The sequence below is a fragment of the Pannonibacter sp. CBAS1226 genome (assembly GCF_055685825.1).
Genome location: NZ_JBVOUO010000004.1, coordinates 13384 through 36973, shown reverse-complemented (window position 1 = coordinate 36973; position 23590 = coordinate 13384). Strand labels below are relative to the sequence as shown.

Sequence of the window (23590 nt, the reverse complement as noted above, 5' to 3'; positions counted from 1 at the left end):
AAGCGTCGTGCTCGCAGGCGGGAAGACGCCGATCGGACGGTAGCCGTCCGGATGGGGCTCCTTGTCGAGCGCCGGCACGGCCGTCTATCGCGGAAAATCCGAAATGCGCTACGTCACATAAGTTCGTCGCAAGAGGTGTCGCAGGTGGCGAGATTTTCGTGACAGGTTGAATTACTTTCCAACACGAGAGCGGCGTTGCGCACTGAGTTGAACATGGCACAGAATATCTATTCTGATCCCTTTTTCTTCGCGGGCTACAGCCAGTTGCCCCGTCAGGTGCAAGGGCTTGACGGTGCCCACGAATGGCCAGCAATACGGGCGATGCTACCCGAGCTGTAGACCTCCGGAAACTGTTCAAGCGGTCTGATTTCTGATTTCGTTCCGGCATTGAATCGGCGGGGATGTCGGGATGCAGGGTCAGCGTGGGTTTTGGAACGTTGAGGATCGGCTGAAGGAGCTCTCGGCGGAAGGCGATCCGCTTGAGAAGCTCTCGGCGACGGTGGATTTCGAGATGTTCCGGCTGTTGCTGGAGAATGAATCCACCGCAGCGGCACCTCAAAGGGCGTCCGCCCCGGCTTTGACGTGGTGCTGAAGTTCAGGATGCTGGTGCTTCAGGCGCTGCACGGCCTTTCCTTGCAGCAGACCGACTATCTGGTTCGGGACCGGCTGAGCTGGATGCGGTTCTGCGTTCTCGGCCCCTCGATGCCGTTCGCGATGCCAACACGCTTTTACGTGCCGAGACGATGATCGCAAAACGCTACGTCGAGTGATGAAACTCGCGTCGACTTGTCACGATCTTCCTGGCTCCCGCTTCGCCTTTGCGAAACCGCGATCCGTGGCGATGAAGCGCTCCAGCATGGGCACGATCAGCCTGACGGGATCGGCGGCGGGCTGGCCGCTCTCGCGGGCCAGCACTTCAGCATAGGCGACCAGATCGCGGTGAAGCGGCGCGGGCAGCTCCACCGTCACTTTGATGGGCTTGTCGTCGGGGAGCGGGCCGAGTTTCAGCTTGGTCATGTTCAACCTCCTGTCGGCTCGAACACAAGGTCGCGGGTCACGATGACCCTGACCGGGAAACCGGGCCGGATGGTGAGCGTGGGTGCAACCTGCAACTGGCGCTGGACGATCTGCTGGCCGGCCTGATTGATGGTGTCCTGCGCCCCGTCGCGGATGGCGCGGATCAGCCGGTCCTCGTCGCTGGTCGCCAGCTCTGTGCCGGCTGCAAGCAAGGTCGAGAGGCCGGCGGCCTTCATCAGATCCCACCAATGGTAATCAACGCGATCTTCCAGCCCGGCATAGCCACTGGCGTCCGCGCCCGGCAAACGCTCCAGCACGATGGAACGGCCGCCCGGCAGGATCAGGCGGTTCCACACCAGCAACACACGGCGCTGGCCGAAGGTCACGCCATCATCGTATTGGCCGATGATGCGCGTGCCCTGCGGGATAAGCAGGAGGGAGCCGGTCGGGCTGTCATAGACGTTCTCTGTCACCTGTGCAGTGATCTGGCCGGGAAGGTCGGAACGGATGCCGGTGATGAGCGCCGCCGGGATCACGGCCCCGGCCTGAAGGATGTAGGGCGAAGCGGGCGGCGTGACGCGATCAGGGGCAACGGTCTGCCGGTCCACTTGCGCATTGAGAAACGCCGTGTGCCGATCCTGCGAGGTGGGCTGTCCTCCAAGATCGAGACCGGCAAGGCCGGACATCGTCATGCCAGGCGTTGCCCCGACGCGCGAACCTGTCTGGAAGAACACATTGCTCACTCGCGCGGCTTCTTCCTCGGCGCGGCGGCGTTCTTCCTCGGGATCGACGGCAGGCGTCGCCATGACGGGCGGCACGACTGGCTGCCCCCGGTTCTGCGCGTCGAGGATCGGGCGGCCGAGATCGCCCGGCAATGCCGGCCCCAAGACCGGGCCGGTGTAGTCACGCGGCAGGCCGGAGAGACCGTCCGCCGTGGGACGGTTCTCCGTCGAATAGAGTTCGTCGCCGCCCGGTCCTGCATCGCGGGTCTGGAGCGCGTAGATCAGCGCCCCGCCGATGCCGAGCAAGGCGACAGCGCCGACCCCCGCCAGCATCTTGCGGGACAGGCGGGTGACACGGGGCGGTTCGGCGCGCAACCGCATGGGCGCGGCGGTATCGGTGATGGTGTTGTCTGTCATGACGGCGAATCTCCGCTCGCGCTGGCGGGCTGCGCGGCGGCGGCCTGCGTCGGGTTGATGCGGATGATCCTGACGACCTGTTGGCGGTCGCCGCCGCCAAGGCGCAGCTCGGCCGCTCCGAACAGGCGGTCCACGATCAGGATGTTCTGGTGGACGCGGCTGTTGACGATCTGCGGTTCGCCATCGGAGCCGAGCACGAAGATCGGCGGCATCTCGCCCTGCACGATCCCGGCCGGGAACACGACATATACGCGGCGGCCATCGTCGAAGACGGAGAAAGGCCGCCATGGCGGACTGTCGCCGGTCAGGCCGTAGCGATAGTTCCGCGCGGCCTCGGCCGGGATAACGGGCGCAGCCGGAACGGTCTGGCGCTGGCCGGGCGGCGGAGCGGGATACGCCCAGGCGACGGCGGGCATGTAGAGCGCGTCGCGAGCGCGCAGCTCGATCATGTAAATGCGGCGGTCGGTGGTGATGACAAGATTGGTCGAGATGTCCGGCCGCGTTGGCTTCACCAGCACATGCACGCGCCGGCTCGCTCCTGAACCGCTTTCCGTGTCGCCGATGATCCAGCGCGCGGTGTCGCCCGCCGCAATCGGCCCCGCTCCGGTCAGGCTCTCGCCCGGCTCCAGCGCGATGGTGGTGATCTGCCCGACCGCCGCATAGACCTGATAGAGCGCGCCTTCCGACCACGGATATATCTGGATGGCGTTGTGGTAGCCTTCTCGGCGCGGCTCGACGCGGGCTGCGGCGTTGGCGTTCTCGACGCGGCCGGTCGGGGTTCCGGCTGCCTCGCCGCCTCGCGCGACGGTCCAGGCAGGCGGGACATGCAGCGGCCGGGGCGTGTCGTCGGTCGTGGTCGCCTGCACCACGGGCAGCGGCGGCACCTCGGCGTCATAGCTCCATTGCTGCGTGCGGTTGGTGGCGCAGCCGGCCAGCATGGTGGCCGAAAGCAACACGGCCGCAATCGCGGGGGCGTGGGTGATCGTCCTCATTGGTTCATCTCCCGCGACCAGGAAATTGCGTTGACGTAGATGCCAAGCGGATTGGCGCGCAGGCGTTCGGCGTTACGCGGCGGCTGGATCACGATGGTCAGGATCGCGGTCCAGCGTTCGGTCGTAGAGAGCTGGCCGTTCTCGTAGTGGCTTTCGGTCCAGGCAACGCGGAAGCTGGTCGGGGATGCCCGGATGACGCTCGACACCTCGACGGCAACCTGGCTCTGGCCGACGCGGGTGAACGGATCGTTGGCCCGCGCATAGTCGTTCAAGGCTGCCGCGCCCCTGTCCGTGGTGAACTCATAGGCGCGAAGCCAGTTCTGGCGGACAATGATGGCGTCGGCCGGGATCGCGCGGACCTGCTCGATGAAGCGGCCAAGATGCCATGCGATCTGTGGATCGGTCGGCCGGTAATCGGCGACGGCCGGCGCTACGGTCTGCGCTTGGCCGAGATTATCGACCTGCACCACCCAAGGCACCACGGTCCCGCGCGCCGACTGCCAGACAAGGGCGGCGGCGAAGCCAGCCGACAGTATCAGCGAGCCGAACGCCATGTAGCGCCAGTTTCTCGCCTGCACGCGGGCCGAGCCGATGCGCTCGTCCCACGCCTGCGCGGCCTTCTGGTAGGGCGTCTCGGGTTCCGGCGATTTGCCATAGTGGGTTGCGGGTCGTTTGAAGATGCTCATGAGCGGTCACTTTCGGAAAGGTTGATGGAAGAACCGCCGCCATGGCTGTCGCCGGAGCGAACCGCATGGGCGGCCATGGTGGTGCCGTGGTTCATGGCCTGCCGGCGCTGCATCCGCTGCGCCCAGGCCGGAGGACTGCCGGCCGGGCCGGAAGGCGCGGCGGCAGGGTCGGCGCTCGCGCCGCCGACCGTGCCCATGGAGGACGTGCCACCCGTCGCGCCGAAACCTGCGCGTGCGCCTTCGGTAAAGCTGGATTTGACGGACTCGCTGGCACTCGCGGAGGCGCGTTTGAGGGGCGAGATGGCGGCGGAGCCTGCCGCACGGGCGACACCGCCGAGGCCGGAAGCGACGCTTGCGGCCCCGGTATGGCCGAGCGAGCCGACGCTATAGGCTGCGGTCGCCGCTCCCGCGGCCGCCGCGCCTCCGCGGACGGCCGCGGCTCCGCCGGAAAGCGCGGTAGCGCCACCCCGAGCGCCGAGCATGGCCGTGCCGCCTGCCGCCGCCCCGCCCGCAAGCACCATGCCGCCGGCAGCGAGGCCCGTGCCAACGGCCGCGCCCGCGCCGAGCTGCGGGCCGCCCGAGACGATCCCGTTGGCGATGCCGGGGCCGAAGATGCCGAGGCCGAGCAGCGACAGCGCGGCCAGCACGATGGCCATGGCCTCGTCGATGGTCGGGGTCTGACCGCCGAAACCGGCCGTGAACTGGCTGAACAGGGTCGAGCCGATGCCGATGATGACGGCGAGCACCAAGACCTTGATGCCGGAGGACACTACGTTGCCAAGCACCTTCTCGGCCATGAAGGCGGTCTTGCCGAACAGGCCGAAGGGGATCAGCACGAAGCCGGCGAGCGTGGTCAGCTTGAACTCGATCAGCGTCACGAAAAGCTGGATCGCGAGGATGAAGAAGGCCATCACCACCAGCGCCCAGGCGAATAGCAGGCACGCGATCTGGATGAAGTTCTCGAAGAAGGCGATCCAGCCCATCAGGTCGGAAATGGAGTCGAGAAGCGGACGGCCGGCGTCGAGGCCGGTCTGTGCGACGCGGCCGGGCCGCATCAGGTCGGCAGCCGAAAAGCCGGTGCCCGAGGCCATGAGGCCGAGGCCGGCGAAGCTCTCGAAGACAATCCGCGCGAGGTTGTTCCAGTTGGAAATGATGTAGGCGAAGACGCCCACGAACAGGGTCTTCTTCACCAGCCGGGCGATGATGTCGTCATCCGCCCCCCAGGCCCAAAAGAGCGCGGCGAGCGTCACGTCGATAACGATCAGCGTCGTGGCGATGAACGCCACCTCGCCGCCGAGCAGGCCGAAACCGCTGTCGATGTATGAGGTGAAGACCCCGAGAAAATTGTCGATGACACCCGTGTTGCCCATGTGCCTATCGCCCTTCGCTGGATTGCGGCGTGACGGGCGCAGGCGTGCGGCCGAGGAAACGGTCGCGGGTCTCGGCCCAGACGCGCAGGCATTCGGCATCGCTCGCGGCGGCTTCGCCGAGTTGCTGGCAACGGCGCTGGCCTTCGCGCAGCGGGTCGGCCGGCGGCTGGAGGGCCGGCGTGGGACGGGGCGCGGAAGGTTCGTCCTTCCGCGCCATGTCGATTGCGGTCGCCGTGACGGCGATGGCGATGAACACCACGGCACCGAGCCGCGCCAGCATCTTGCCGTCCATGGCGAGCCTCCCGGTCAGTTGTTGCCGTTGTTGAACATCTGCGCGTTGCCCGGCTGATAGCCGGTGCCGGGCGTCAGGAACCGCTCGCGCTGGATGCGGCCCTGTTCGGCGGCGGTCGCGCGCTCGGCCTCGGTCAGCGCGTCGGCCCGGCCGTTCGCCGAGATGACCGCGATCAGGTCGGAAAGCTGCTGCGACTGGAGCGCGAGAAGCTGGTTGCCGGCCTGCGTGGCTTGCAGCGCGCCGGTCGCGCCTTGGCTCTGGCCGACAAGGGCGGCCATCTCGGCACGGTTGCCGTCGATATTGCCGACCGCTCCCGCCTGAACGCGCATGGCGTCCTGCAAGCCGCCGACCGTGTTCTCCCAGCGCGAGCGCGCATCGGCGACGAGCTGCTGTTCGGTGGCCGAAAGCGAGACGTTGCCGTATTGCTGCTGGAACGCCTGGTCGATCTGCCCGACCTCGAAGGCAATGTTCTGCGCCTGGCCGAGAAGCTGTTGCGTGCGCTGGACGTTCTGCTGAAGCTGCTGGAGCGAGCTATAGGGTAAGCTCGCCAGATTGCGGGCCTGATTGATGAGCATCTGCGCCTCGTTCTGGAGGCTCTGAATCTGGTTGTTGATCTGCTCCAGCGTGCGCGCGGCCGTGAGCACGTTCTGCGCATAGTTGCTCGGGTCATAGACGATGCGGCCGAAACCAAAGAGCTGGGCGTGGGCCGGGCTTGCCAGCATGGGCGACAGCGCGACGGGCACGGCGAGCGCCAGCGCGAGGGCCGAGGCCCCGACGATCTTGGAATAGGTCATGGAAGAATCTCCTTTGTTGGGTGGGTATTCGGCGCGGCGGATTCCGGCCGGTCTGCGAGATTGGTGAGGTTGGGGATCAGGTCGGCGGCCCAATCGACACCGCGCTCGCGCAGCCAGGCGACAAGGAAGCCATCGCTTCCATGCTCGGCATGGATGCGCTCGATGTCGGTCTGATCGGATTTGGCGGACGCGGCGCAGAGTGCGAGGCCGACTTCGGACAGGCCCAGCTCGAACAGCCGGTTGCCGCGCCGCGACTGGCAGTAGTAATCCCGCTTAGGCATGGCCCTTGCGAGGATTTCTATCTGGCGGTCATTGAGGCCGAAGCGGTGATAGATCGCCGTGATCTGCGGTTCGATTGCGCGCTCGTTCGGCAGCAAGAGCCGCGTCGGGCAGCTCTCGATAATCGCGGGCGCAATGTTGCTGCCGTCGATGTCGGACAGGCTTTGCGTGGCGAAGACGACGCTGGCGTTCTTCTTGCGCAGCGTTTTCAACCATTCGCGGAGCTGGCCGGCGAACCCCTCGTCGTCCAGCGCAAGCCAGCCCTCGTCGATAATGAGCAGCGTCGGGCGGCCGTCGAGCCGGTCGCCGATGCGATGGAACAGATAGGCGAGCACGGCCGGAGCCGCGCCGGTCCCGACCAGCCCTTCGATCTCGAACGCCTGCACATCCGAATTGCCCAGGTGCTCGCTCTCGGCGTCGAGCAATCGGCCATAGGGACCGCCGACGCAGAACGGGCGCAATGCCTGCTTCAAGTCGTTCGACTGGAGCAGCACGCTCAAGCCGGTGACGGTGCGTTCCTCGACCGGCGCGGACGCCAGCGATGTCAGCGCCGTCCAGATGTGTTCCTTCACCTCCGGCGTGATGGCGACGCCTTCGCGCATGAGGATGGCGGCGATCCAGTCGCCGGCCCAGGCGCGTTCATAGGTGTCATGGATGCGGGCGAGCGGCTGGAGCGAGACGGAAGCATCCGAACCTTCGGTCAGTCCGCCGCCGAGGTCGTGCCAGTCGCCGGCCATGGCGAGCGCGGCGGCGCGGATGCTGCCGCCGAAATCGAACGCGAAGACCTGGGCATCGGCGTAGCGGCGGAACTGGAGCGCCATGAGCGCCAGCAGCACGGACTTGCCTGCGCCGGTCGGGCCGACGACGAGGGTGTGCCCCACGTCGCCGACATGCAAAGAAAACCGGAACGGGGTTGAGCCTTCGGTCCTGGCGTAGAGCAATGGAGCGTCGCCGAAATGCTCGTCCCGTTCCGGCCCCGCCCACACCGCCGAGAGCGGGATCATGTGGGCAAGATTCAAAGTGCTGATGGGCGGCTGACGGACATTCGCGTAGGCGTGTCCGGGCAGGCTGCCGAGCCATGCGTCAACCGCGTTGACGCTCTCGGCCATGACGGTGAAGTCGCGGCCCTGAACGATCTTCTCCACCAGGCGCAGCTTCTCGTCGGCAAGGCGCGGGTCGGCATCCCAAACGGTGACGGTCGCCGTGACGTAGGCCATGCCCGCCATGTCCGCGCCGAGTTCCTGCAACGCCATGTCGGCGTCGAGCGCCTTGTTGGCGGCGTCGGTGTCCACAAGCGCGGACGCCTCGTTGGTCATCACCTCTTTCAGAATCGCGGCGACGCTCTTGCGCTTGGCGAACCACTGGCGGCGGATGCGGGTCAGCAGCCGGGTCGCATCGGTCTTGTCGAGCAGGATGGCGCGGGTGCTCCAGCGATACGGGAACGGCAGGCGGTTCATCTCGTCCAGCAGGCCGGGCGTGGTCGCGGTGGGGAATCCCACGATGGTCAGGACGCGCAGATGCGCGCCGCCAAGGCGCGGCTCCAGTCCGCCGGTCAACGGCTGGTCGGCCAGCAGCGCGTCGAGGTGCATCGGCACCTCGGGCACGCGCACGCGATGCCGGTTGGTCGAGATGGTCGAATGAAGGTAGGTCAACGTCTCGCCGTCATCGAGCCAGCGGCATTCCGGCATGAAGCCGTCGAGCAGCCCCAGCACGCGGTCGGTGCGGTCGATGAAGCCGCGCAGCAGCTCCCACGGGTCCACGCCGGATTGCTCGCGGCCCTCATAGAGCCACGCCTCAGTGCGGGCGGCTTCCTCGGCCGGCGGCAGCCAGAGGAAGGTCAGGAAGTAGCCCGACACGAAATGCGTGCCGGCTTCCTCGAAACCGGCTTTCCGCTCGGCATCGACCAACGCGGACGCGGCGTCGGGAAAGGTGCTGTCGGGATAGGTCGCGGCCTCCCTGCGCTGCGCCTCGACGAAGATGCTCCAGCCGGAGCCGAGACGGCGAACGGCGTTGTTGATGCGGCCGGCGACGGCAACCAGCTCGGCGGCGACGGCGGAGTCCAGATCGGGACCGCGAAACTTCGCGGTGCGCTGGAACGAGCCGTCCTTGTTGAGCACGACTCCCGTGCCGACCAGGGCCGCCCAGGGCAGATAGTCGGCGAGACGGGTGGCGGTGCGGCGGTATTCGGCAAGGTTCATCATGGCCGCGCCCTCACAACGCCAGATGACCGGGGATGCGCAGATGCCTGCGCCCGACCTCGACAAAGAGCGGATCGCGCTTCGCCGCCCATACGGCCGCGAAGTGGCCGATGGCCCAGATGGCGAGGCCGACCAGCCAAAGGCGCAGGCCGAGGCCCACGGCCCCGGCCAGCGTGCCGTTCATGATGGCGATGGCGCGCGGAGCGCCGCCGAGCAGGATATGCTCGGTCAGCGCCCGGTGGACCGGGATCGAAAATCCTGGCACCGCGTCGAGCTGTTCGAGGACGGCCGCCATCAGACGAGCGCCCCGCCGCCGAACGAGAAGAACGACAGGAAGAAGCTCGACGCCGCGAAGGCTATCGACAGGCCGAACACGATCTGGATCAGCCTGCGAAAACCCCCGCTGGTGTCGCCGAACGCGAGGGTCAGGCCGGTCACGATAATGATGATGACGGCGATGATTTTCGCCACCGGCCCTTCGATGGACTGAAGGATTTGCTGGAGCGGCTGCTCCCATGGCATCGACGAACCGGACGCATGGGCGGCCGGGGCGAGCATGAGGCTGATGACAAGGGTGGATGCGGCGGTGGCCATGCGGCGATAGCCGCGCGAAAGGGTGCGGATCATGAAGGTTCTCCTGTGTTCGTGGTTGCGGGGGTGATGCGGTAGTCGCCGTCCGACCCCAGCCCTTCGACGCGGGCGAGTTCGGCCAGCCGGCGCGCGGAACCGCGCCCGGCGAGGACGGCCACGATGTCGATGGTCTCGGCGATCAGCGCGCGGGGGACGGTGACGACAGCCTCTTGAATGAGCTGTTCGAGCCGACGCAGCGCGCCGATGCCGGTGCCGGCATGGATGGTGCCGATCCCGCCCGGATGGCCGGTGCCCCATGCTTTGAGCAGGTCGAGGGCTTCCGATCCGCGCACCTCGCCGATGGGGATGCGGTCAGGACGCAGGCGCAGCGAGGAACGGACCAGATCGGAAAGGGTGGCGACGCCATCCTTCGTCCGCATGGCGACAAGGTTGGGCGCGGCGCATTGCAGCTCGCGCGTGTCCTCGATGATGACGACGCGATCCGAAGTCTTCGCCACCTCGGCGAGCAACGCGTTGGTCAGCGTGGTTTTGCCGGTGGACGTGCCGCCCGAGACCAAGATATTGGCGCGAGAGGCGACCGCCGAGCGCAGCATCGCCGCGTGATCGGCGGTCATGATGTCGGCGGCCACATAGTCGTCGAGCGTGAACACCGCGACGGCGGGCTTGCGAATGGCGAAGGTCGGGGCGGCGACAACGGGCGGCAACAGGCCCTCGAACCGCTCGCCCGACTCCGGCAGCTCGGCCGATACGCGGGGGCTTCGGGCGTGAACCTCCACGCCAACATGATGCGCCACCAGCCGCACGATGCGTTCGCCGTCGGCGGCGGACAGGCGCTCGCCCGTATCGGCAAGCCCCTCGGACAGACGGTCGATCCACAACCGCCCGTCCGGGTTCAACATCACCTCGACCACGGCCGGATCTTCCAGAAACCGCGCAATGGAAGGCCCGAGCGCGGTCCGCAGCATGCGCGCACCGCGTTGGATCGCTTCCGGTCTGTGATGGTTGGCGGTCATGTCGGCCCCGGCTTCTGGCGGGGACGTGACAGGCGATCCCCGGATCGGGGTCGATTAAGAGAGGCCGAAATTGGGCCTGTTCAACAAGTATTTACGGCCGTGCTGGCATCGGCGGCTATCGGCGGTAAATAGGATGGATTGAAAACCTAAGCTGGATCGCCATCCGTGCCGGACTGATCTTGCGGCGGACTGTCGTGAAGCGAATCCATGTCGCGCGATAGCTCTTTCAGGAACCTGTCTCCGGTCGCCAGCCTGCGGCCGAGGTTCTGCATGAAACCTTCGAAACGCTCATTCCCCTTGATCCGTGCGGACTGCTTGGCGCTGTCTGGCAACGGCGGGGTCATCGTCAGCCAGAAGTGGACGAACAAGGAAATGGTCTCGCCAAGCACGGCGAGATCTTCGTCCAGCGTGCCGATCTGTCGGCCGATCTTGTCCAGGCGGCGCGACATCGCCGCTTCCAGCCGGTCCGACGTGTCGCCCGACAGGAAGGATGCGACGGCCGCCTCGATGATGGCGGACTTCGACACCCCCCGGCGCAGCGACAGCGCCTCGACCTGTTTGAGCAGTTCCGGGTCGAAATAGACATTCATGCGGGTGCGGGCTGTCATTGGCTCCCCCTCAAAGCTCGATGCCGTCATCGGGATTCATCGACGCCTGCCGGGCGATCATCCGCATCCGCGAGCGTAGCGCGCGCGCCTTGGCGGCATTCACGTCCGGCTCGTCGTCCAGAATGTCGAACTCCTGGGCGGGCGGTGTCGGCGGCGGGACGATTTCCTCATGCTCGGGCAATTCCGGTTCGCGGCGGATGCCGGCATTGTCGGGGTCGCCCTCCGCGCCGCTGGCAACACTCGTCACTGGCCTGTCCGCCGCTACGATGACGCGGCTCGTCCAGTCGTCGGTGGCCGGCCTCGTTGCCGGAGCGGATGGCAGCTCTGGCGGCGGCAGGATGCGCTCCTGAAATCGCCCGTCCTCGAAATAGCGGGCCTTCTTCGCCCGGATCGGCGGAGTGCCGGCGACCATGACAATTTCATCGGTGGGCGGTAGCTGCATGATCTCGCCCGGCGTCATCAACGGCCGCGCGGTCTCCTGCCGCGAGACCATCAAATGCCCTAGCCACGGGGCCAATCTGTGCCCGGCATAGTTGGTGGAATCGCGCAACTCGGTCGCGGTGCCGAGCGCATCGCTCACCCTCTTGGCCGTGCGTTCGTCGTTCGTGGCGAAGGCGACGCGGACATGGCAGTTGTCGAGGATCGCGTTGTTCTGCCCATAGGCGCGCTCGATCTGGTTGAGGCTTTGCGCGATCAGAAAGGATTTGAGGCCGTAGCCCGCCATGAAGGCCAAGGCGCTCTCGAAGAAGTCGAGACGGCCGAGTGCGGGAAACTCGTCGAGCATCAACAACAGGCGATGGCGCTTGCCGGACGTGCTCAATTCCTCGGTCAACCGCCTGCCGATCTGGTTCAAGATGAGCCGGATGAGCGGCTTGGTGCGGTTGATGTCGGACGGCGGCACGACGAGGTAGAGCGTGACCGGCTGGCGGCTCCCGACAAGATCGGCAATCCGCCAGTCGCAGCGCGCCGTGACGCGCGCCACCACGGGATCGCGGTATAGGCCGAGAAAAGACATGGCGGTGCTCAACACGCCCGACCGTTCGTTCTCGGACTTGTTCAACAACTCGCGCGCCGACGAGGCGATGACGGGATGAACGCCAGCCTCGCCGAGATGCGGCGTGTCCATCATGGCGCGCAAGGTGGCTTCCACAGGGCGGCGCGGATCGGACAGGAAGTTGGCGACGCCGGCCAGCGTCTTGTCCGGCTCGGCATAGAGGACATGCAGGATCGCGCCGACAAGCAAGCTGTGGGAAGTCTTTTCCCAATGGTTGCGCTTGTCCAGGCTGCCTTCGGGATCGACCAGAATATCCGCGATGTTCTGCACGTCGCGGACTTCCCATTCGCCCTGCCGCACCTCCAGCAGCGGATTGTAGGCCGACGATCTGGTGTTGGTCGGATCGAACAGTAGGACGCGGCCGTGCTTCGCCCGGAAGCCGGCTGTCAGCGTCCAGTTCTCGCCCTTGATGTCATGGACGATGCAGCTTCCCGGCCATGTCAGCAGCGTCGGCACGACGAGGCCGACGCCTTTGCCGCTGCGGGTCGGGGCGAAACATAAGACATGCTCGGGACCGTCATGGCGCAGGTAGTCGCGTTTGTGCCTGCCGAGCACCACGCCATCGGGGCCGAGCAGCCCGGCGGCGCGGATTTCCGTGTCCTCGGCCCATCGCGCCGAACCGTAAGTCGCGACGTTGCGGGCTTCCCGCGCGCGGATGATCGACATGAGGATGGCGGCGGCGATGGCGATGAAACCGCCGGACGCCGCGATGATCGCGCCCTCGACGAAGATCGCGGGCGCATAGGCGTCGAACGAGAACCACCACCAGAAGAAGGCCGGTGGATAATAGACCGGCCAGCCCGCCAGTTCGAACCACGGATTGCCAAGCTGGGGCTGGAAGCCGAGGCGGAAGGCGACCCATTGCGTCGCGGCCCATGTCATCACCATGACAATGGCGAAGACGACGGCAATCTGCCCCCAGAGTATTCGACCTCCGCGCATACAGGCTCCAATCGGCAAGAGAGGTGGAGCCGATCAGAAAATGGCCAAATTCGCAGGGATCAACAATAAAGATGCAGCCGTAGGGCGACCGGATACTGTCGGCGGTAAATCGGACGGGTCGCGCCGGCACTATTCCGGCACTCTCGTGAAATCAGTGATCGCGACTCGATCTGAACGTAAAAGCGATTTGCCTCTGGAATTACATTGAAGGGCGTCATGAGCGCGGAATTCCTCATAGTCCCATTCCTCGCTGCCGCCCCAGCTGCCACGATACCGATCCGCCCTGCACCATGCCCGCGACCTCGCGGCCGAGCTGCCGGTCGATAACAGGCCGCCATGGGACAAGGGTGAACTCGTGGCTCTGTTCGACCACGGCGAACTTGCCACTCGATAGATGCACCGCTCCGGTGAACTTGCCGCTGATCTTCTCGCCATCCGCCGCCGCCCGGAACGGAAGCGCCTTGCTCTCGGCCAGCTCCGTGCCGACGCGGGCAACTTCGCGCTCGCGCAGGGTGGCGAGAAGGCTGCGCCGGTAGAAAATGCGGCCGTCCCGTGCTCGGGTAGCGTCGCCCTGTTCGATATGATGTTCGCGGCGCTTGTCCATCGCCTCACGCACCTGCTGACCGAAACCGGCCGGAGCGAGATCCGATGCGTCAGGCGTCACCAGCCTCCGGTCGAGCCAGGTCGCGCCGTCAGAACCGATCTGGCTTTCCAGATTGAAGGTCGAGATGACGCGGATACTGGCCTGCCGGTTGCGGCCGGCGTCGTAGGTGGCGGCACGACTCTCGAAATCCTCGGGGATGCGCCATTGGTCAGCGTCGATCCGCTCGACTATGCCGGCGCGGCGCAACGCCTCTAGCCGCCGGACATGAGCATCGACGAACCCCTCATAGTCGCCACCCGGAACGCGGCCGTCAAACTTGGCCTGTTCCAGATGGCGGCTCGGCCGATAGGTGCCGTCCTCGGCGATGGCCGCTATCGCGCGGTCGGACGGACGGCTTGCGGTGTCGGCCTGGCCGATCTCGATAACGCTGCCGATCCGGGCATCCTCGACGCGGGCCGGGTCGATGCCCGGAACATGGTGTGTCCGGCCGTCGATGCCGTCCACCACGACGGTCAGGTTCTCGCCCATCTCGTCGGTGAGATATTTGTCCACGACCCGGCCGACGATGGGCGTTTCGGGCGCGGCATCATGAAGCTGGAAGGTCATCGGATCGCGCTCCAGCCCATCGGCCTTCAGCGCCTTGTGCATGTTGCGGATGATGTCGCCGCGCTCGCCCAACTCGCGCAAGGTCGGTTCCATCCGCTCGCTCAACTCCCAAACGCCCGGCGCGTGCTGCGTGGCGAGGCTCATCTGCTCCAGCTTGGCGAGACGTCGCAGGCGAAGCGTCCGGTTGAACTGCCGCCGCGCGTCGGTCGGCTCATGGCGCAGGTCGATGAAGCGTTCATCGGCTTCCTCGGCCATGGCGCGGTCAATGCGGGTGAAGCGGTCCTGGTCCACCTCGGCGGACAGCTTGCGGGTCTGCTCGATCTCGGTGACGGGACCAAGCTCAAGCGTGGTCAACTCACTCGCTCGCTCGCGGATGCCGTTGGCGAGATAGTCGCCGTTGATGACCAGATTCTCACCCAGGTCATCCTTGCCCCGGACTATGACATGAACATGGGGGTGGCCGGTGTTGTGGTGATTGACAGCCACCCAATCGAGCTTGGTGCCAAGGTCGGCCTCGATCCGGCTCATGAGATCGCGGGTGTGCGCCGTCAGGTCGGTCAGGTCAGCGCCGTCTTCCGGCGAGACGATGAATCGGAACTGGTGGCGATCGTCCTTGCCGCGCTCGACGAATGCATCGCCGTCGGCGCGATCGTGGGTGGCGGAATAGAGTCGGCCGCGTTCGCCGTCGCGTGATGTTCCGTCGCGCTGGATGTAACGCAGATGGGCGGCGGCCTTGCCGTTCTTGCCCGTCTGCTGGACGTAGCGGGCCTTGACGACGACGCGGCGCATGCCCGGCGTGCTGTGCTTCCAGCCGCCCGACAAGGTGCGGGCACGCACGAACGACGCGCCGCGTCCACGCTTGAGGCCCGGCCCGCTGCTCGTTCGCGATGCCTTGCTGCCCTTGGTCGCGGCTGATGATCTGGAAGGCGGCGCTGACGATGCGGATGACCGGGGCGGGCTGTTGCTGTGCTGGCGAGCCAGCTTCTTCGCCTGCGTTAGAAAACTCTTCGCCTTGCCGAGCTTGGGGTTGTCGGAACGAATGCGGCCGGGCTTCGGACGGAAGCGGTCCTCGTCATCGGCGCTCATGGCCGTGCTGTGCCCTGAAATGTCGAAAACGCCGGAAATCGGCTAAAATGCGCCTGTAGTGCCGGTCAAAACCCCGCAAGGCCAAGGCTTTGCGTGAATCTCCGGCACCATGGGGCGAAAACCATGGTGCCAGTCCCGGCTCCCCCAACCAGTGTGCAGACAACAACAAATTCAGAAATCGGGCCAACGTAGTGCCGGTTTCCTTTATCTTGCCCTCCGCCTTTACTGCCCATTCCGCCCTTCCTGCCGGGAATCCAGCCAGGCGAAACCCTGCATGACTGGACACCGGAACGTATCGCGCCGAGCGCGGGAACACGCCTGTCATGGCGCTCCCCCGTCGTCGGCGCGGGCCACAAAAATGCTGCCGGTCGGCTCCGTATCGGCGGCATCGCGCACCGGAACGGTCGCGCGGATGTCACCGGATTGCGCTTCGGATGACGGCGCGGCGGTAGTCCGCATGTCGGTCGAGCGCGTGACGAACAGCGGAGCCGCGCGCCAGTCGGGCGGCGGCGGCGGTGCTGGCGCGGGTATTTCACCCCCGGCCGAACTGCCCAGAACCGGCGCAAGCGCAGCGACATAGGCGCGCGTCTCGGCGGGCAAGGCACGGCCTGTCGTGCGATGTTCGTCGTAGCGGCCAGGACCGGCATTGTAGGCCGCGAGCATCGCGGCGAGGTTGCCGTAGCGGTCCCACATTTCGCGCAGATAAGCTGCACCCGCCATGATGTTGTCGCGTGGGTCGTAAGGATCGCGGCCGAGGCCATGGCTGACGCGCAGGCCCGCCCAAGTGTCGGGCATGACCTGCATCAATCCCATCGCTCCGGCCGATGAGATTGCGCGCACGTCGCCCGCGCTCTCGGCGCGCAGCACTGCGCGAATCCAGTGTTCGGGAATACCGAAACGTTGCGAGGCTTCGGTGATGAAGCCGGCATAGGGATCGGAGGGATTCGCGCGCGCGACGGGTGCGGCCTGCGCCGATACGGCGACCGGACAGGCTCCGACCGCGAGCACGCCAGCCAGCAGCAGACCGGCATATCGCACGATCTTCCTGTCTCCGTTCGACCTCCAGCCTGCCAGCGTGCTCGCTGCGGTTAAGGGCAAGGCGCGAGCGCCGGCGAGAGGCCGCCCCTGACCTTCGCTGTGCGCGCCAGCCGTCCGGTGGCCGAGCGGGACGACAGGATGAGACGGCCTTGCCGCGAACAACGGGATGAGGGTTTTGAACGCGGGGATGACGCGATAGCACATGGCTTTCAGTCCCGCCCGCCGCGCGGCTTCGGGCGGTTCCAGTGCAGTAACCACGCCGTCTTGTCGTTGCTGTTCTGGAAGAGGTTGGCGCGGATCGGTTGCGGCAAGGCGGGATCGTCGATCACCAGCGAAATGTAATCGCCGGCTTTTTCGCCGACCTCCTTCCAGCCCGCGCCGACCTCGGGGCCATCTTCGGCCCCGTGAAGGACGCGATAGGCGGGCGCGTTCTCCGCGTCCGATGGTTCGGCGGGAACAATGGTCAGTTCGCGGTAAAGTGTGAGCGTATGAACACGGCCCACGAAGTTTTCGTTTTCGGCGGTGAATTGACCGATCTGTGGCATGACAAGTCTCCAATGGTTGCAGGTTTCAGGGGGGATCAATGCGTCGGTGCTCGCCATTCGTAGCGGCCGTCGCCTTCCTCATCGGTCCAGAGCGGCAGCGCCCGGCCGATGACGGAACTTGCGGGGATGGGTCCGAAGTAACGGCCATCGAGGCTGTCACGGACCTCCCAATTCATGAGGAAGATTTCGCCGTCGCCGATGAGGCGGCAGCCCTGCCAGACCGGCAGATCGCGGCCGATCCGGTCACGGTCCAGCACTTCGCCCATCTCCACGCCATCGACGGTGATCGTGCGTCCGCTGCGGCAAACTCGCTGCCCAGGAAGGCCAAGGACGCGCTTCAGAAGCGGCACGCCACGCCCGACATAACCGCGCTCGACCATGAAGGCGGCGAGCGGTTCGGGCGGCATGATTGCGACCAGCTCGGGCACTTCGATCCGCTCGGCGGGTTCGACGGTGTAGAAGCCGATGGGCGCGCTGGCCGTGGCGTTCCAGATCAGTTTCGTGGGCGTCGGGATGAACGCGGCGACGGCAACGCCCATCGCTGCGCAATACGTCACCATGATGTAGCCGAACCGCGTCATGGCTCGATCCTCCGGCGATGGAGCCAGGCGGCGTGTCGTTCCGGCGTGTAGTCGCGCGGCTCCAGACCGGCGGTCAGGCGGTTGTGGACGTGCCGCCAGTGATCTGGCGCGGCGTCGGCCGGATCGAGGCCGAGCGCTTCCACCGCGTCGATGGCGGCCAGCGCGCGCTGCACCTTCACCCAGCTATCCAGGCGCAACAGGATGTCGCCGCCGGGACGAACGAAGGGCAGCGTTTGGAATGGCTCGCCGCGGCCAATGGCGCGCACGATATCGATGCGTGAAATCACCGTGCCGTGCTCGCCCGCCGCCCAGCGGACGAAGGCGAAGACGCTTTCCGGCGCGAAGCCGACAAGGCTACGGCGACGGTCGATGATCTGTTCGTAGCTCTTGCGGCCGAACCGTATCCGGCGCTCGACTTTGCGCTTGTCGAAAGTCAGTTCGACCAATGTGGTGAAGGGCGCAGGCCCGTCCGGCAACGGACGGCCGTGCAAGCGGCGGGCCGCGTTGCCGGTCATTTCGGATCTCCTTCGGAGGCGGAAAACTCGCGGGCGAGCAGGTCGCGCAGCATGTCGGTGACGGTGATGCCGCGCCGGAAGGCGGCGACCTTGATGCGGCCGCGCAGCTCGGGCGTGATGTCGATCGTCAGGCGGGCGGTGAACGCTTCGCCAGCGGCGTTGCCGGTCGGCGGTGTGTCGGCAGCCTTGATCCAGCTATCGGGATTGCCCGGACGGGAGGCGAAGCCGGGTTTGCGGGTGCGCCCGTTCATGGTGCGATCCTCCCGACGCGCAGCCGGTCGATCTCGGCGGCAAGCGCGGTAATCTCGTGCGTGGCCCGACTGTAGGCGTCGATCTCGGATGCGAGCCGGCCGGACTGCGCGGCATCGGCGAAGACGACGCGCTGGCCGATGGTGGCTGTGAGCAAGGGCGGATCGTGATCGGCAAGCGTCTCGGCCGTCTCGCGGGCGATGACGGTGCGGGCGCCGCAACGGTTGAGCACGAAACGGGCGGCGAGGTCTGGCCGGTAGATGCGCGCTTCCCGGAGAAGCGCCAGCATTTCGGCTGAGGCCCAACCATCGAAGGGGGATGGCTGCACCGGGATCAACACCAGGTCGGCGGCAAGCAGAGCCGAGCGCATCAGAGCGGCGACGCGCGGCGGCCCGTCGATGACGACGTGATCGGCGTCGCGGGCCAGCTCCGGCGCTTCGCGGTGCAAGGTGTCGCGGGCCAGGCCGATAGTGCTGAACAGCCTTGGCAGCCCCTCATGGCTGCGTGTCTGCGACCAGTCGAGCGCGGAGCCTTGCGGATCGGCGTCGATCAGGATGACGCGCCGTCCTTCAGCCGCCCAGGCTCCGGCGAGATGCAAGGCCAGCGTGGTCTTGCCGACGCCGCCCTTCTGGTTGAGGAGCGCGACGATCATGGCTTGCCTCCCGGTTCATCATCGAAGGGGAGTTGAACGGCGATCGGGGAGCCGGAAGTATCTGTCGAGGCTGGCCGGAAAGATGCTCTGCGGCGATTGTGCGACGAGCGATTATCGGCGTTGCTCGAAGATGTGCGCTCCGTTTTATCCACATCGCGCGCGCGCTCTTCAATGTTAGATTCTTGGTTAGATTCTAAGTTAAAGGAGCGATTTCTTTTTTCTTTTTCATCGGTTACGGCCTGTTTGAGTTCCCGATGGCACGTGCGCCCGGTTCCCGATGGCACAATGGTCGGGGTTCCTGATGGCACGACGCCATCCACGGCTTTTCCACAGGGTTTCCACGGCTCGAACGCGAGCAGGGTGCGGCCACTAACCTCGATCTCAAGGCAAAGCCAATATCCCGGAAGCGGCTGACGACGGATGATGTCGCGCAACTCGAAAGCAAAGCGCTTGAAGGGCGAGAGGCTTCCCGACTTCAGGTAGAGGTGGCGCAGGTCGAAACGCCAGCCTCGCCGCTGCTTGCCACCATGCTTTCGTACCAGACGATAGAGCCAGCGCTCGAGGCCGCCCGTCAGGTTGAAATAGGTCCGATCGATGGTGAGAACGAGCGCGTCGTCGAGGACTGCGCTGTAGAACCAGTCCGGCACGATCAGTTCAATGCCTGCCGACCTGCCGCGATGGTCGGTGCATTCGCGCCATTCGTTGATCCAAGAGAAACGGTGGCGGCGGCCCTCGACCGCCTGCCGAATCGAGGTCGACACCGTTGTCGATTGGAGCCGATCAAGCCCGGCTTTCAGACGCTGATAGTCGCGCGCGCCGACACCGCGCCAGATGAAAGTGAGTATTTCGTAGGGCGTGGCGGCCATCAGACGCGATGTTGGCAATCCTGCGTCGCGGGCCTCGACGATCTGGCTGGCCGCCCAGATCAGGATGTCGGCGTCCCAGATGGTGGCCATGCCATGGTCGGGTACGGCTTCGACACGGATCGCGACGCCGCCGGCGACAAAATCGATCGGGGCTGTCCGGTGAGATTTTGAGAGCGAGAAGAAGGGATAGGCCATGAGATCCTGCGCATCGCGAGGCGAGAAATCGCCCGGAAGCGCCCTGAACAGATCGAGCTGCCCACGTTCCGAAGTTGAGCTTTTGCGCATCGGCATGAGGGAGCCGCCTCGCGGCTATCGCGCACGACGGGCAACGGGTGCGGTTGCCTGCCGCTTTGCCGGCTGCACCGCGCCACGCGGATCGGATGTGGACCTGACCGAGCCGCTATCGGCCCAGGCCGTCAGGTCATCGACGGCATAGACGACGCGCCCGCCGAGTTTCCGGTAGGCGGGACCGGTGCCATAGGTGCGGTGCTTTTCTAGTGTGCGGGACGACAGGCTCAGGAATTCGGCGGCTTCCTTGGTGCGCAGGTAGCGTGGCGGAAGGGCGGCGAGATCGGGTCGCATGGATGGGGCCTCCGTGGGTGCGTTGAGGCCGCTGGCGAGCAACGGCTGACGCAGGCCACGATGGCGAAGGCGGGACGGCGAGTTGCAGTGGGAAGTAAGGGGGGCCTAAAACTCCACACCGGCTGCGAGGCTGGCGCGAATTATGATCGGCGACGATGCCGAAGAAGGCCGCGATAGCCACCGGCAATCATGGCCTCGGCCCCTTCCAGGAGGCTCATCACGGCATGTCGCTCCGAAGCCGCTTGCCATTCATCGCGGGTGAGTTTGCCGGTGTGGAAGATTACTTCGGCGATTTCCTTATGGGTGGCGCCGGTCTGCCGCCCATCGAATGCCTGCAACATGCGCCGCGCACGCGCACGTTGCTGACCCGTCAACCGCGTGTCTGGCGGGACGGATCGGTGGTGAAGCGAAGCAAGCAGACGGACAATCGCCTTGACGCGATCGAATCCTTCCAGTCCGAGCGGCACGATGGCGACGAGCCCTATATCGACCGGGGCGTCATTCGGCAGAACGAGATGGAGATGATCGCCGCCGCCGAGCGGATGCAGGATGTGATGCGCTTCAGGCCCGACTCTCTCGTGCGCGTCGGTCAGAGCAGTTGCCGCGATTGTGCCATGTGGCAGGATCGGGGGCGCCGGCGCGAGTATGACAGCGCCTGCGTCGTCTTCGGGAAGCCAGAAAACCGGAGTTTCAGTAGCGTTGAGGCTCGGTGGGACGGCGAAATCGCAGCCCCCAGCGGAGGCTCGCTCGTTTAATCAAAGCCGGGGTGTGAGTTGCGGCATTTTGCAGAGCATCGAAGTCGCGCTGATAATCCTGGTTGCGCCTCAACCACTCCCAGCCGACATCGGATGCGTTCAGATGGTCGGTGTAGTCATAATTCGACGGTGTTCGCCACCGGGATGTGTCGGGAGACATCCTGCCCTCCAGCCTTTTAGCGGTTCTGGTGTGTCGAGGCGAAGACGATTGCCGGCTCGGGCAAAAGGTGGAAGCCGCATTGCTTGCAATGGGTATTGCGGCCAGCGCATCACCAGATCAGTGGCTTTGTCCTTCACGAACAAGCTGGCGATAGCCATGGGTGGTCATCCAGCGGGCGCGGGCCAGGTGCCGGTCATGGACATGACGGGCACGTTCGGGGTCGCACTCGGGATCAAGGCCGAAGAGGACACTTACGGCTTCACGCCAGTCAGCACCGTCAGCTGCCGCATCCAACAGACGCAAGTAGAGCTTCATATGCGCTCGATCGTAGTCGGTGAGCGCAACGCTTTCCGGCGGCTCATCCAGAAAGTTGGAATCGGTCACGATGCCCCCTTTGGGATATCTCTATCCGAATAGAAGGAATTTATTAACCACGATGCGACCGAAATCCCAAGCCTGTTTTCAGGCGAGACCGGGACGTGAGTGCTAGAGTGGGGGTGGGGACCGTCGGTGTTTCTCATCGACCAGCAGCACTCCGATACCCTGGTCGGGGTTCAGGAAGATGATGCCGCTGCTCTCGAACGCCCTGCGAACCTGATCGCGCGTCGTCTCATACACGTCGAGTCTGCTTTCAGACTCAAGGCGTTTGAGCGCGGTCAGCGATATTCGGGCCTTGTCAGCGAGCGTCTCCTGAGTCCAACCAAGCAGCGCGCGTGCGGCCCGCGATTGTCGGGAGGTGATCATGCATGATCACCTCCCATTCGGACCAGCTCTCGCGCCAGAACTACGACTATAATAGTCGCTCTTCGTGGGTCTGGCCAGACAATTTGACAGGTTTGCGGGTGGGATAGATTGAACTGCTGCCGACTGATTCGGTTGCCCTCAAGCGCTTTGCCCCGCCCGGATCGTCCGGGCGGGGCATCTTCGCGCGACGGGCTTACTCGCCATTGCGGCGATTGGGCCGGGACCAGATCAAAGCGTAGCTCTCGCCGTCTTCGTCGTCGAAGAGGTTGGCGTAGATAGGTGCGGTGAAGCTCGGATCGTCGAGCTTGAGGCCCAGATAGTCGCGGCCCTCGTTGGAGCGCTTGGACCAGGCGGCGCCGATCTCGGCGCGGCCGACCAGGACCCGATGGCTGGGGGCGTTCTCGCCGGTGGCGCGCAGGTCGGGAACGATGCGCACGCCCTTGGACTGGACGCTGAGGGTGACGATTTCGCCGGTGAATTCGTTCGAGCCGGTCTTCTTGAAGGTGCCGATGGTTGCCATTTTAAGTCTCCGTTTTCCGTTTCCGAGCCCGCACCATTGCGGCCTCGATGGCGATCGACCGGCCGGAGACGAACGCTGGCGCACCCCAAAGGGGCTGGACAGCACAGGAGAAACTTTCTTGTTCCGCGCGGAATGGCGGCTCTGCCGGCAGGGGAAGAAAGTTGTGACGACGCTGTTGCGCTAAAGCGGTCGAAGCGCATCGCGCTGTTCTTCGGCCAGATCAGGCCATTGAAGAGGCCGTTTGGAGCGGTCGAGACACGGGGGCTGAACGGAGACGGTGGCAACCTTGGGACTCCATCAGGATGACCAGACCGGCCGTACCGGCTCTTTCGTCACCGCGCGTCTCAGGCCATGCGCATTTCTCTTTCCGGCCTATTCCAACCGGCGTCGCCCCATCGGTTTCTGGTCAGTCCACGAACGCAGGCGCTGACCGTCCTACGCTCCTATGGGGCGCGGCTGTGTCTCACGCTGATCCGATGCTTGCCCTCTTTCTACCGCCATATTCCTGACGAAGATGGAAGATGATCCTTATCCGCTTCTGGTCGCCATCAACGGATCACTGTGGTTCAAGTGCGTACAAAGCCGCCGTCCGCTGGGCCGGTCGCGGCCATGCCCGCAACGCGCAGGAAGGCTGTCACGCCCACCGCAACCGCTCCGATGACCGAGAAGATGAGTTGCCATGTCTCTGAGGGCATCATGTGCTTGACGATACCGAGGGTGGCGTAGAACCCCGCCATCCCTGCCGGAGCGACAAAGGCCAGAGCGATCAGCAGTCGCGCCCAGATCGGGCGGACCAGCATGAGCAGGCCCGTACCGACTGCCAGTGTCAGACCGGCGGAGAGAAAACCAATGAGGATGCCGCCGAGCCAGCCAGCCCCCGTGCCATAGGCCCAGGTTCCTGCGTTTATGCCGATAAAGAACGGAAGAGCAAAGACGGCAAGGTTGAACAGCAGCCAGCACATGGCGCTGATGGCTGCGATGGAAACAAGGATTCCGAGGACGATCATGGTGGTGTCTCCGTGCAAAATGTTGGACGGTTGCGCCTTCCACCACCACCACGGCGCACCGCGACCCTTAGCATGAACATGTCTGTCTGTGCGACATGGAATGAT

30 protein-coding genes and 1 pseudogene are annotated in these 23590 nt (G+C 65.4%); 3 read left to right on the top strand and 28 right to left on the bottom strand.

Translation table 11 applies throughout. The features are described 5' to 3' along the window. Nucleotides 1-213: 213 nt before the first annotated feature. The 3 genes and pseudogenes from AC0CMF_RS12800 to AC0CMF_RS12790 all read left to right on the top strand — a co-directional run. Nucleotides 214-336: pseudogene (locus AC0CMF_RS12800) on the top strand (class I SAM-dependent methyltransferase); the annotation flags it as partial. Nucleotides 337-409: 73 nt separating this feature from the next. Further along, nucleotides 410-592, top strand: coding sequence for a hypothetical protein (locus AC0CMF_RS12795; protein WP_472481849.1), 183 nt, complete (start codon nt 410-412; stop codon nt 590-592). A gap of 8 nt (nt 593-600) precedes the next feature. Further along, the gene (locus AC0CMF_RS12790) at nt 601-747 is read left to right on the top strand and encodes a hypothetical protein (protein WP_472481848.1); all 147 of its coding nucleotides are present in this window, start codon (nt 601-603) and stop codon (nt 745-747) included. Between the two features lie 42 nt (nt 748-789). On the opposite strand, the gene AC0CMF_RS12785 is transcribed toward AC0CMF_RS12790, so the two are convergent. The 28 genes from AC0CMF_RS12785 to AC0CMF_RS12650 all read right to left on the bottom strand — a co-directional run bounded on the left by AC0CMF_RS12785 (nt 790) and on the right by AC0CMF_RS12650 (nt 23485). Continuing rightward, nucleotides 790-1017 (bottom strand): DUF2274 domain-containing protein, encoded by a 228-nt coding sequence (locus AC0CMF_RS12785; RefSeq protein WP_472481846.1) that lies wholly within the window; start codon nt 1015-1017, stop codon nt 790-792. 2 nt (nt 1018-1019) lie between these two features. Continuing rightward, on the bottom strand, nt 1020-2156 hold the full coding sequence (locus AC0CMF_RS12780; RefSeq protein ID WP_472481845.1) for a TraB/TrbI/VirB10 family type IV secretion system protein: 1137 nt from the start codon (nt 2154-2156) through the stop codon (nt 1020-1022). After that, nucleotides 2153-3148 carry a P-type conjugative transfer protein TrbG gene (trbG, locus tag AC0CMF_RS12775; RefSeq protein ID WP_472481844.1) on the bottom strand — a complete coding sequence of 332 codons (996 nt, stop codon included), beginning with the start codon at nt 3146-3148 and terminating at the stop codon, nt 2153-2155. The genes AC0CMF_RS12780 and trbG overlap by 4 nt, the downstream gene beginning before the upstream one ends. Beyond that, the gene (trbF, locus tag AC0CMF_RS12770; RefSeq protein WP_472481842.1) at nt 3145-3834 is read right to left on the bottom strand and encodes a conjugal transfer protein TrbF; all 690 of its coding nucleotides are present in this window, start codon (nt 3832-3834) and stop codon (nt 3145-3147) included. The genes trbG and trbF overlap by 4 nt, the downstream gene beginning before the upstream one ends. Then, nucleotides 3831-5204 (bottom strand): P-type conjugative transfer protein TrbL, encoded by a 1374-nt coding sequence (gene trbL / locus AC0CMF_RS12765; RefSeq protein ID WP_472481841.1) that lies wholly within the window; start codon nt 5202-5204, stop codon nt 3831-3833. The genes trbF and trbL overlap by 4 nt, the downstream gene beginning before the upstream one ends. Nucleotides 5205-5208: 4 nt before the next feature. Next, nucleotides 5209-5496, bottom strand: a complete 288-nt coding sequence (gene trbK-alt / locus AC0CMF_RS12760; protein WP_472481840.1) for a putative entry exclusion protein TrbK-alt — start codon at nt 5494-5496, stop codon at nt 5209-5211. 14 nt (nt 5497-5510) lie between these two features. Then, nucleotides 5511-6290, bottom strand: a complete 780-nt coding sequence (gene trbJ / locus AC0CMF_RS12755) for a P-type conjugative transfer protein TrbJ (RefSeq protein ID WP_472481839.1) — start codon at nt 6288-6290, stop codon at nt 5511-5513. Beyond that, nucleotides 6287-8770 (bottom strand): conjugal transfer protein TrbE, encoded by a 2484-nt coding sequence (trbE, locus tag AC0CMF_RS12750; RefSeq protein ID WP_472481837.1) that lies wholly within the window; start codon nt 8768-8770, stop codon nt 6287-6289. The genes trbJ and trbE overlap by 4 nt, the downstream gene beginning before the upstream one ends. 10 nt (nt 8771-8780) lie before the next feature. Next, nucleotides 8781-9062, bottom strand: coding sequence for a VirB3 family type IV secretion system protein (locus AC0CMF_RS12745; protein ID WP_472481835.1), 282 nt, complete (start codon nt 9060-9062; stop codon nt 8781-8783). Beyond that, nucleotides 9062-9394: a TrbC/VirB2 family type IV secretion system protein gene (locus tag AC0CMF_RS12740; protein ID WP_472481833.1), complete on the bottom strand. Its 333-nt coding sequence runs from the start codon at nt 9392-9394 to the stop codon at nt 9062-9064. Before AC0CMF_RS12740 ends, AC0CMF_RS12745 begins: the two co-directional genes overlap by 1 nt. Next, entirely contained in the window at nt 9391-10371 is a 981-nt protein-coding gene (gene trbB, locus AC0CMF_RS12735; RefSeq protein ID WP_472481832.1) for a P-type conjugative transfer ATPase TrbB, read from the bottom strand. The genes AC0CMF_RS12740 and trbB overlap by 4 nt, the downstream gene beginning before the upstream one ends. A gap of 146 nt (nt 10372-10517) precedes the next feature. After that, nucleotides 10518-10979, bottom strand: a complete 462-nt coding sequence (locus tag AC0CMF_RS12730; RefSeq protein ID WP_472481831.1) for a ribbon-helix-helix domain-containing protein — start codon at nt 10977-10979, stop codon at nt 10518-10520. A 10-nt stretch (nt 10980-10989) separates the two neighbouring features. After that, nucleotides 10990-12975 carry a conjugal transfer protein TraG gene (locus tag AC0CMF_RS12725; protein ID WP_472481829.1) on the bottom strand — a complete coding sequence of 662 codons (1986 nt, stop codon included), beginning with the start codon at nt 12973-12975 and terminating at the stop codon, nt 10990-10992. 232 nt (nt 12976-13207) lie between these two features. Further along, nucleotides 13208-14440: a DUF3363 domain-containing protein gene (locus tag AC0CMF_RS12720; RefSeq protein WP_472482037.1), complete on the bottom strand. Its 1233-nt coding sequence runs from the start codon at nt 14438-14440 to the stop codon at nt 13208-13210. Nucleotides 14441-15592: 1152 nt separating this feature from the next. Continuing rightward, nucleotides 15593-16513, bottom strand: coding sequence for a lytic transglycosylase domain-containing protein (locus tag AC0CMF_RS12715; RefSeq protein WP_472481828.1), 921 nt, complete (start codon nt 16511-16513; stop codon nt 15593-15595). Between the two features lie 5 nt (nt 16514-16518). Continuing rightward, entirely contained in the window at nt 16519-16854 is a 336-nt protein-coding gene (locus AC0CMF_RS12710; RefSeq protein WP_472481826.1) for a DUF736 domain-containing protein, read from the bottom strand. A gap of 35 nt (nt 16855-16889) precedes the next feature. Then, entirely contained in the window at nt 16890-17435 is a 546-nt protein-coding gene (locus AC0CMF_RS12705; RefSeq protein ID WP_472481824.1) for a S26 family signal peptidase, read from the bottom strand. Beyond that, nucleotides 17432-17950 carry a DUF2840 domain-containing protein gene (locus AC0CMF_RS12700; RefSeq protein ID WP_472481822.1) on the bottom strand — a complete coding sequence of 173 codons (519 nt, stop codon included), beginning with the start codon at nt 17948-17950 and terminating at the stop codon, nt 17432-17434. The genes AC0CMF_RS12705 and AC0CMF_RS12700 overlap by 4 nt, the downstream gene beginning before the upstream one ends. After that, a complete protein-coding gene (locus tag AC0CMF_RS12695) occupies nt 17947-18201 on the bottom strand; it encodes a hypothetical protein (protein ID WP_472481820.1) in 255 nt (84 codons plus the stop codon). The genes AC0CMF_RS12700 and AC0CMF_RS12695 overlap by 4 nt, the downstream gene beginning before the upstream one ends. Continuing rightward, the gene (gene parA, locus AC0CMF_RS12690; RefSeq protein ID WP_472481818.1) at nt 18198-18851 is read right to left on the bottom strand and encodes a ParA family partition ATPase; all 654 of its coding nucleotides are present in this window, start codon (nt 18849-18851) and stop codon (nt 18198-18200) included. The genes AC0CMF_RS12695 and parA overlap by 4 nt, the downstream gene beginning before the upstream one ends. Then, nucleotides 18848-20008, bottom strand: a complete 1161-nt coding sequence (locus tag AC0CMF_RS12685) for a replication initiator protein A (protein ID WP_472481816.1) — start codon at nt 20006-20008, stop codon at nt 18848-18850. The genes parA and AC0CMF_RS12685 overlap by 4 nt, the downstream gene beginning before the upstream one ends. A gap of 18 nt (nt 20009-20026) precedes the next feature. Continuing rightward, nucleotides 20027-20299 carry a helix-turn-helix transcriptional regulator gene (locus tag AC0CMF_RS12680; RefSeq protein ID WP_030540746.1) on the bottom strand — a complete coding sequence of 91 codons (273 nt, stop codon included), beginning with the start codon at nt 20297-20299 and terminating at the stop codon, nt 20027-20029. Between the two features lie 140 nt (nt 20300-20439). After that, the gene (locus AC0CMF_RS12675) at nt 20440-20766 is read right to left on the bottom strand and encodes a DUF2285 domain-containing protein (protein ID WP_199797745.1); all 327 of its coding nucleotides are present in this window, start codon (nt 20764-20766) and stop codon (nt 20440-20442) included. Between the two features lie 223 nt (nt 20767-20989). After that, nucleotides 20990-21214, bottom strand: coding sequence for a transcriptional regulator domain-containing protein (locus AC0CMF_RS12670; RefSeq protein ID WP_183754805.1), 225 nt, complete (start codon nt 21212-21214; stop codon nt 20990-20992). Between the two features lie 117 nt (nt 21215-21331). Further along, a complete protein-coding gene (locus AC0CMF_RS12665) occupies nt 21332-21598 on the bottom strand; it encodes a DNA -binding domain-containing protein (RefSeq protein ID WP_472481813.1) in 267 nt (88 codons plus the stop codon). 102 nt (nt 21599-21700) lie between these two features. Beyond that, nucleotides 21701-21958, bottom strand: coding sequence for a helix-turn-helix domain-containing protein (locus AC0CMF_RS12660; protein ID WP_472481811.1), 258 nt, complete (start codon nt 21956-21958; stop codon nt 21701-21703). Between the two features lie 193 nt (nt 21959-22151). Then, nucleotides 22152-22478, bottom strand: coding sequence for a DUF736 domain-containing protein (locus AC0CMF_RS12655; protein WP_472481809.1), 327 nt, complete (start codon nt 22476-22478; stop codon nt 22152-22154). Nucleotides 22479-23044: 566 nt separating this feature from the next. Beyond that, nucleotides 23045-23485, bottom strand: a complete 441-nt coding sequence (locus AC0CMF_RS12650) for a hypothetical protein (RefSeq protein WP_472481807.1) — start codon at nt 23483-23485, stop codon at nt 23045-23047. Nucleotides 23486-23590 lie beyond the last annotated feature (105 nt).

Bases quoted from the DNA above. Each gene is read 5' to 3' on its own strand.
- AC0CMF_RS12740 (WP_472481833.1), bottom strand. From the start codon at position 9,394: ATGATCCGCACCCTTTCGCGCGGCTATCGCCGCATGGCCACCGCCGCA.
- AC0CMF_RS12655 (WP_472481809.1), bottom strand. From the start codon at position 22,478: ATGGCAACCATCGGCACCTTCAAGAAGACCGGCTCGAACGAATTCACC.
- AC0CMF_RS12685 (WP_472481816.1), bottom strand. From the start codon at position 20,008: ATGCCGATGCGCAAAAGCTCAACTTCGGAACGTGGGCAGCTCGATCTG.
- trbG (WP_472481844.1), bottom strand. From the start codon at position 3,148: ATGAGGACGATCACCCACGCCCCCGCGATTGCGGCCGTGTTGCTTTCG.
- AC0CMF_RS12745 (WP_472481835.1), bottom strand. From the start codon at position 9,062: ATGGCGGCCGTCCTCGAACAGCTCGACGCGGTGCCAGGATTTTCGATC.
- trbE (WP_472481837.1), bottom strand. From the start codon at position 8,770: ATGATGAACCTTGCCGAATACCGCCGCACCGCCACCCGTCTCGCCGAC.
- AC0CMF_RS12710 (WP_472481826.1), bottom strand. From the start codon at position 16,854: ATGCCACAGATCGGTCAATTCACCGCCGAAAACGAAAACTTCGTGGGC.
- AC0CMF_RS12730 (WP_472481831.1), bottom strand. From the start codon at position 10,979: ATGACAGCCCGCACCCGCATGAATGTCTATTTCGACCCGGAACTGCTC.
- AC0CMF_RS12670 (WP_183754805.1), bottom strand. From the start codon at position 21,214: ATGTCTCCCGACACATCCCGGTGGCGAACACCGTCGAATTATGACTAC.
- AC0CMF_RS12795 (WP_472481849.1), top strand. From the start codon at position 410: ATGCAGGGTCAGCGTGGGTTTTGGAACGTTGAGGATCGGCTGAAGGAG.
- trbK-alt (WP_472481840.1), bottom strand. From the start codon at position 5,496: ATGGACGGCAAGATGCTGGCGCGGCTCGGTGCCGTGGTGTTCATCGCC.
- AC0CMF_RS12715 (WP_472481828.1), bottom strand. From the start codon at position 16,513: ATGTGCTATCGCGTCATCCCCGCGTTCAAAACCCTCATCCCGTTGTTC.
- AC0CMF_RS12700 (WP_472481822.1), bottom strand. From the start codon at position 17,950: ATGACCGGCAACGCGGCCCGCCGCTTGCACGGCCGTCCGTTGCCGGAC.
- AC0CMF_RS12780 (WP_472481845.1), bottom strand. From the start codon at position 2,156: ATGACAGACAACACCATCACCGATACCGCCGCGCCCATGCGGTTGCGC.
- AC0CMF_RS12705 (WP_472481824.1), bottom strand. From the start codon at position 17,435: ATGACGCGGTTCGGCTACATCATGGTGACGTATTGCGCAGCGATGGGC.
- AC0CMF_RS12695 (WP_472481820.1), bottom strand. From the start codon at position 18,201: ATGAACGGGCGCACCCGCAAACCCGGCTTCGCCTCCCGTCCGGGCAAT.
- trbL (WP_472481841.1), bottom strand. From the start codon at position 5,204: ATGGGCAACACGGGTGTCATCGACAATTTTCTCGGGGTCTTCACCTCA.
- AC0CMF_RS12720 (WP_472482037.1), bottom strand. From the start codon at position 14,440: ATGGCCGAGGAAGCCGATGAACGCTTCATCGACCTGCGCCATGAGCCG.
- AC0CMF_RS12790 (WP_472481848.1), top strand. From the start codon at position 601: ATGCTGGTGCTTCAGGCGCTGCACGGCCTTTCCTTGCAGCAGACCGAC.
- AC0CMF_RS12650 (WP_472481807.1), bottom strand. From the start codon at position 23,485: ATGATCGTCCTCGGAATCCTTGTTTCCATCGCAGCCATCAGCGCCATG.
- AC0CMF_RS12680 (WP_030540746.1), bottom strand. From the start codon at position 20,299: ATGCGACCCGATCTCGCCGCCCTTCCGCCACGCTACCTGCGCACCAAG.
- parA (WP_472481818.1), bottom strand. From the start codon at position 18,851: ATGATCGTCGCGCTCCTCAACCAGAAGGGCGGCGTCGGCAAGACCACG.
- trbF (WP_472481842.1), bottom strand. From the start codon at position 3,834: ATGAGCATCTTCAAACGACCCGCAACCCACTATGGCAAATCGCCGGAA.
- trbJ (WP_472481839.1), bottom strand. From the start codon at position 6,290: ATGACCTATTCCAAGATCGTCGGGGCCTCGGCCCTCGCGCTGGCGCTC.
- AC0CMF_RS12785 (WP_472481846.1), bottom strand. From the start codon at position 1,017: ATGACCAAGCTGAAACTCGGCCCGCTCCCCGACGACAAGCCCATCAAA.
- AC0CMF_RS12725 (WP_472481829.1), bottom strand. From the start codon at position 12,975: ATGCGCGGAGGTCGAATACTCTGGGGGCAGATTGCCGTCGTCTTCGCC.
- trbB (WP_472481832.1), bottom strand. From the start codon at position 10,371: ATGACCGCCAACCATCACAGACCGGAAGCGATCCAACGCGGTGCGCGC.
- AC0CMF_RS12660 (WP_472481811.1), bottom strand. From the start codon at position 21,958: ATGATCACCTCCCGACAATCGCGGGCCGCACGCGCGCTGCTTGGTTGG.